We start from the raw sequence: 5,634 nt of genomic DNA, 5'->3' as shown, positions 1-5,634 counted from the left end.
CCGGCGGGGTGCACGCAACGGGCGCGGTGGTCGGCGCCGGCGTCGCCGGGGGCCCGCGCGACGAGCTCGATGCCACTGCTGCGGCAGGCGTCGTCGCCGCGGCTGCAGCGGGGCAGGAACGCGCAGCCGGCCTCCCACGGCAGCAGGTCGCGCACGGAGCCCGGCACCGGGGTGAGCGGGGTCCGGCCGGCGGTGTCGGTGCGGGGCACCGAGGCCAGCAGCCCGGTGGTGTAGCGGTGCCGGGGCGCGGCGAACAGGTCGCGGCGCGCGGCGGACTCCACGACGCGGCCGGCATAGAGCACGTCGACGCGGTCGCAGAGGCCGGCGACGACGCCGAGGTCGTGGGTGATGAGGACCATGGCGGTGCCGGACTCCCGGACGAGCTGCTGCAGCAGGTCGAGGACCTGCGCCTGGATGGTGACGTCGAGGGCGGTGGTGGGCTCGTCGGCGATGAGCAGCCGCGGGCGGCAGGCCAGCGCGATGGCGATGAGGGCGCGCTGGCGCATGCCGCCGGAGAGCTGGTGGGGGTACTCCCCCAGCCGGCGCACCGGGTCGGGGATGCCGACGCGGCGCAGCAGCTCCGCGGCCTGCTCCCGCGCGGCGCGCCGGCCCAGCCCTTCGTGCCGGCGCAGCACCTCCGTCACCTGGGTGCCGACGGTGACGACGGGGTTGAGGGAGGTCATGGGGTCCTGGAACACCATGCCGAGGTCGCGCCCGCGCAGGTCGCGGCGCTCGCGCTCCCCCAGCGTGAGCAGGTCGCGGCCGTCGAAGAGCACCTGGCCCTCCACCCGGGCGCTGCGCCTGGGCAGCAGGCCCATGACGGCCAGGGAGGTGACGGACTTGCCGCAGCCGGACTCCCCGACGAGGCCGAGGACCTCGCCGGCGGCCACGTCGAAGGAGACGCCGTCGACGGCGGTGACGTCGGGGGCGCCCTTGCGCACGAAGCGCACCCGCAGGTCCCGCACCGACAGCAACGGCGCGGTGGTGGCGGTGCCCGGGGAGCCGGCCGCGGCGGCCGCTGCGGCGCTCACCGGCGTGCCCGCGGGTCGAGGGCCTGGCGCAGCGCCTCCCCGAGGAGGGTGAAGCCGAGGGCGGTGACGGCGATGCACGCCCCCGGCCACAGGGCGAGGTCCGGTTCGGCCTCCAGCCGCTCCTGCGCCTTGACGAGCATGCGCCCCCACTCCGCGACGGCCGGGTCGGCCTGGCCGAGCCCGAGGTAGGACAGGGCGGCGACCTCGATGACGGCGGTGGCCAGCACCAGCGTCGCCTGCACGAGCAGCGGGCCCAGCGCGTTGGGCAGCATGTGGCCCACGACGATGCGCCGCTGCCGCAGCCCGAGGGAGCGCAGCGCCACGACGTAGTCGCGGCCGCGCTGGGCCAGCAGCGAGGCCCGCAGCAGCCGCGCGAAGATCGGCACCTGGGCGGCGGCGATCGCGACCATGACCGACAGGGCGCTGCGCCCGACCACGGCGGCGACGCTCACGGCCAGCAGCAGCGCCGGCACCGACAGCAGGACGTCGACGACGCGCATGACGGCGGTGTCCACCCGGCCGCCGATGCCGCCGGCCAGCAACCCGAGGGCGGAACCGGCCAGCAGCCCCAGCAGGGTGGAGACGACCCCGATGACGAGGGACTGCCGGGCGCCGTGGACGAGCTGGGTGAACAGGTCCGAGCCGAAGGAGTCCAGCCCGAGCAGGTGGTCGGCGGAGGGGCCGGGCACGTGCGCGGGGGTGATCTGGCCGATCCACTGCGACCTGGCCGGTTCGTAGGGGGCGATGAGCGGGGCGGCGAGCGCGACGACGACGAACGCCGTGACGATGACGGCCCCGGCCCAGGCGCCCGGGTCGCGCCGCAACCGCTCCCAGACGGCGCGGCCGCGGGCGGCGGAGGTGGGGGCGGACCCGGCCGCCTCGGCGACGACGGCGCTGGTGGCGCTCACGCGGTCCGCACCCGAGGGTCGAGGAGGCCGTAGCTGACGTCGACGACGAGGTTGACGAGGGCGTAGACGACGGCGATGACGAGGATGAATCCCTGCAGCACGGGGTAGTCCAGCTGGTTGACGGCTTGGAAGAGGTACTCCCCGATCCCGTTGAACGCGAACACCGTCTCGGTGAGGACGGCGCCGGCCAGCAGCGCCCCGGCCTGCAGGCCGAGGGTGGTGGAGACGGGGAGCATGGCGTTGCGCAGCACGTGCCGGCGGCTGACGGTGCGCCGCAGCAGCCCCTTGGCCTCGGCGGTGCGCACGTGGTCCTCGGTGAGGACCTCCAGCACCGAGGCGCGGGTGATGCGCACGACGATGGCCAGCGGGATCGCGCCCAGCGCGAGGGCGGGCAGCACGAGGTGGACGACCGCGTCCCAGGAGGCGTCCCACTCGCGGGTGAGCAGGCCGTCGAGGACGTAGAGGTTCGTCACGTGGGTGGCGTCGATGCGGGCGTCCTGCCGCCCCGCCGTCGGCAGCCAGCCCAGTTCGAGGGCGAAGAGCCACTTGAGCAGGAATGCGAGGAAGAAGACGGGCACGACCACCCCGAGCAGGGAGCCTCCGACGACGAGCTGGTCCCACCAGCTGCCGGCGCGGCGGGCTGCGAGGTAGCCCAGCGGGATGCCGACGACGACGGCGACGAGCAGCGCGGCGACCGCGAGCTCGACGGTGGCGGGGAACCGCTCGAGGAAGGTGTCCAGCACCGGCTGCCCGGTGCGGGTGGAGTTGCCGAAGTCGCCGCGCGCGATGCGGGAGACGTAGGTGAGGTACTGCTGCCACCACGGCTGGTCGAAGCCGTAGAGGCGGTTGACCTCCGCGATGCCGGCGGGGGTGGCCCGCTCCCCGAGCAGCGCCCGCGCGGGGTCGCCGGGCAGCGCCCGCACCCACGCGAACAGCAGCACGGACAGGCCGACGAGGACGGGCACGAGCAGCCCGAGCCGGCGCACGACGAGGCTCAGCACGCCGCACCGCCTCCCCGGCCCCGCGCGGGGACGCCCCCGCCGGCACCGCGCCGCATCAGCTCCCCTGCAGCGAGATCGTGTTCCAGACCTCGTCCTGGACGGGGCTGGGCTCGTAGCCGCTGACCTCGGCGGAGAAGGCGAGGGAGGGGATGGGGCTGGCCAGCGGGACACCGGGCAGCTTCGTCATGATCTGCCTGTTGATCGCCTGGTAGGCCGGGACCTGCGCCTCCTGGGTGGGCAGTCCGCGGGCCTGGTCTAGGGCGCCGAAGAGCTCCGGGTCGTCGAAGCCCCACTCGTTGGACTTCTTCCCGAAGAACACGCCCACGAAGTTGTCCGGGTCGTTGTAGTCGCCGGTCCACCCCAGCAGGTGCAGGCCGTGGTCGGGGGTGCCCTGGACGCGGTCGAGGTAGTCGGGGGTCCACTTCAGCGGTACGGGGTTCACGGTGATGCCGGCCTCGGCGAGCTGGGTGCTCAGCACCTTGAACGTGTCCTCGGGGTTGGGCATGTACGGGCGGGACACACCCGTGGGGTAGACGAAGTCGAGGGTGAGGTCGGGCTGGCCCGCCTCGGCCAGCAGCTGCCTCGCCCTGGCGACGTCGTGCGGGTAGGTGGGCACGTCCTCGGCGTAGCCGACGACGGTGTCGGGGATGAACTGCGTGGCCGGTTCGGTGCCCTCCGGCAGGGTGCCCGTGGCGAGCGCCTCCTTGTCGAGGGCGTGGGCGATGGCCTGCCGCACCCGGATGTCCTGCAGCGCGGGGACCGCCTGGTTGATGCCGAGGTAGAGGATGTTGAACGGCTTGCGCTGCTCGATCTGGAACCCGTCGGCCTCCAGGCCGGCGACGTCGGCGGGCGCGACGAGGTCGTAGCCGTCGATGTCGCCGCTCTGCAGGGCCTGCCGGCGGGCGGTGCCGTCGGAGATGGTGCGGATGACGACCTCGTCGACCTTCGCCTTCTCCCCCCAGTAGTTCGGGTTGGGCTTGAGGACGACCTGCTGGCCGCGGTCCCAGGAGTCGAAGAGGAACGGGCCGGTGCCGGTGGGGTGGGCGCTGGCGTACTCGGAGAAGCGGGGGTCGGAGTCGGTGCCGCCGACCTCGTCGCCCCGGTGCTCGGCGATGGCGGTGGGGCTCTGCATGGACAGCGCCGGCAGCGACAGCGCGGCGATGAACCCGGCGAACGGGGCGTTGAGGGCGATGGTCGCCTGGTTCGCCGCGTCGGCGGTGCAGCTCTTGTACAGCGGGGTCTGCAGGTCCGCGTCGCCGTTCTCCTTGAAGCCGCGGAACAGCGAGCGGTAGTAGTACGAGAGGTTCTCCGACTGCTGGATGCCGGTGCGGTTGTACCAGCGCTCGAAGTTCGCGCAGACCGCCTCGGCGTCGAAGGGCGTCCCGTCGGAGAACTCCACGCCCTCGCGCAGGGTGAACGTGTACGTGAGCCCGTCGGCGCTGGTGGTCCAGGACTCGGCCAGCAGCGGCGCGGGGTCGGCGGTGCCGGGCACGGTGCCGACGAGGCCCTCGAAGATCTGCCGGGACACCCGGAACGTCTCGCCGTCGCTGGCGAAGGAGGGGTCGAGGCTGGAGGGGTCGGAGGAGGCCGCGAAGACGAACGTGCCGCCACCTCCGGCGGAGGACGACCCACCGCTGCCGGAGTCGTCGTCGCGCTGGCTCTCGGCGCAGCTCGTCGTGGCCGCGAGGAGGGCCGTCAGGGCGGCGGCCGTGAGGACCGTGCGCACCGGGCGGCGCTCGGTCGGGGGGAACCAGGGCATGGACAACCTCGTCATCGGTCGGGGCTCGCTGCGCAGGCGCGCAGCGCACCGGACGATATGCGGGCGTCGTTGCCCGCCGACCGGCGATCCTATGGTGTTACACAGGCTTGACGAGATTGTTCCCGGCTCGTAGCGGACGTGTCGCGACGTGCCGGGCGGTGGGCGCACCTGCGGGGGACGTCGGGGCGTCGGTGCCGTCGGTGCGCCTGCCCGCCGGCGGTCCCCTCCTCAGGCCACGTCCTCGCGGATCTGCAGCGAGACCTCGGTGCCCTCGACCACCGCGTTCCCCCGCACGGCACCGTCGCTGCAGTCCGGCAGCAGCGCGCGCTCGGTCACCACGGCCCGCAGCGACCGCCCGACCGCCGCGACGCCCACCCGGCCGGTCGCGGGGGTGGCGAGGTCGAGGTGCCAGCGGTCCCCGACGGCGACGTCGGGGGTCCACGTCGTGCCCAGCACGCGCTGCACCGCCTCGTGCGCCTCTCGCGCGTCGAGGGTGCCCGAAGCGCTGGTGCGGCCGGGACGCGCGACCTCGCTGACGACGTCGAAACGCGTGGCCTGCGGCAGCGGGCCGCGCCGCCGCTCGCTGGCGCCGAACTCCTCGGGCGGGCCCCACGTGGTGGCCACCGTGGTGATCGTCTCGGCGCCGCACCGGCTCGCGCTCGCGGCGGTGGCCGTCGTGCATACGAGGGCGGTGGCGGCAGCCAGCGCGCACACCGCCCGCGCGGGCGTTCGCGTCGTCATCGCTGCTCCCCGGGGGTCTCGCGGACGGTCCGCCCCCACCGTCCTCCCGGCCCGGCGAACTGTCAAAGGCGGGCGGAGCCGTGACGGGGTCCCCCGCCGGCGGGAGGTGCCCCGCTCCGGGCGCACGGCGCCGGCCCGTCGCGCGCACGACGTCCCCGCCACCCGCGTGCGGGCGGGCCGCCGCCCTCGCCGGC

The 5,634-nt window shown here is 74.6% G+C and carries 5 protein-coding genes; all 5 read right to left on the bottom strand.

Annotation, left to right across the window (positions count from 1 at the left end; genetic code table 11):
• A partial coding sequence (locus ABEB16_RS00395; RefSeq protein ID WP_345710302.1) for an ABC transporter ATP-binding protein occupies nt 1–1,031 on the bottom strand: 1,031 nt, incomplete at its 3' end.
• The gene (locus tag ABEB16_RS00390; RefSeq protein ID WP_345710301.1) at nt 1,028–1,939 is read right to left on the bottom strand and encodes an ABC transporter permease; all 912 of its coding nucleotides are present in this window, start codon (nt 1,937–1,939) and stop codon (nt 1,028–1,030) included. The genes ABEB16_RS00395 and ABEB16_RS00390, both read right to left, overlap by 4 nt.
• Entirely contained in the window at nt 1,936–2,940 is a 1,005-nt protein-coding gene (locus ABEB16_RS00385; RefSeq protein ID WP_345710300.1) for an ABC transporter permease, read from the bottom strand. Before ABEB16_RS00385 ends, ABEB16_RS00390 begins: the two co-directional genes overlap by 4 nt.
• 55 nt (nt 2,941–2,995) lie before the next feature.
• Nucleotides 2,996–4,699, bottom strand: a complete 1,704-nt coding sequence (locus ABEB16_RS00380; RefSeq protein WP_345710299.1) for an ABC transporter substrate-binding protein — start codon at nt 4,697–4,699, stop codon at nt 2,996–2,998.
• Between the two features lie 228 nt (nt 4,700–4,927).
• Nucleotides 4,928–5,440, bottom strand: a complete 513-nt coding sequence (locus ABEB16_RS00375) for a hypothetical protein (protein WP_345710298.1) — start codon at nt 5,438–5,440, stop codon at nt 4,928–4,930.
• Between the last annotated feature and the right edge of the window lie 194 nt (nt 5,441–5,634).

The sequence above is a fragment of the Kineococcus glutinatus genome, from assembly GCF_039542765.1.
In the GTDB taxonomy this organism is placed as follows: domain Bacteria; phylum Actinomycetota; class Actinomycetes; order Actinomycetales; family Kineococcaceae; genus Kineococcus_A; species Kineococcus_A glutinatus.
This window is presented reverse-complemented; position numbering and strand designations above follow the sequence as displayed.

What these genes read in the sequence shown, in the direction of transcription:
- ABEB16_RS00380 (WP_345710299.1), bottom strand. Translation starts at nt 4,699, where the DNA reads ATGCCCTGGTTCCCCCCGACCGAGCGCCGCCCGGTGCGCACGGTCCTC.
- ABEB16_RS00375 (WP_345710298.1), bottom strand. Translation starts at nt 5,440, where the DNA reads ATGACGACGCGAACGCCCGCGCGGGCGGTGTGCGCGCTGGCTGCCGCC.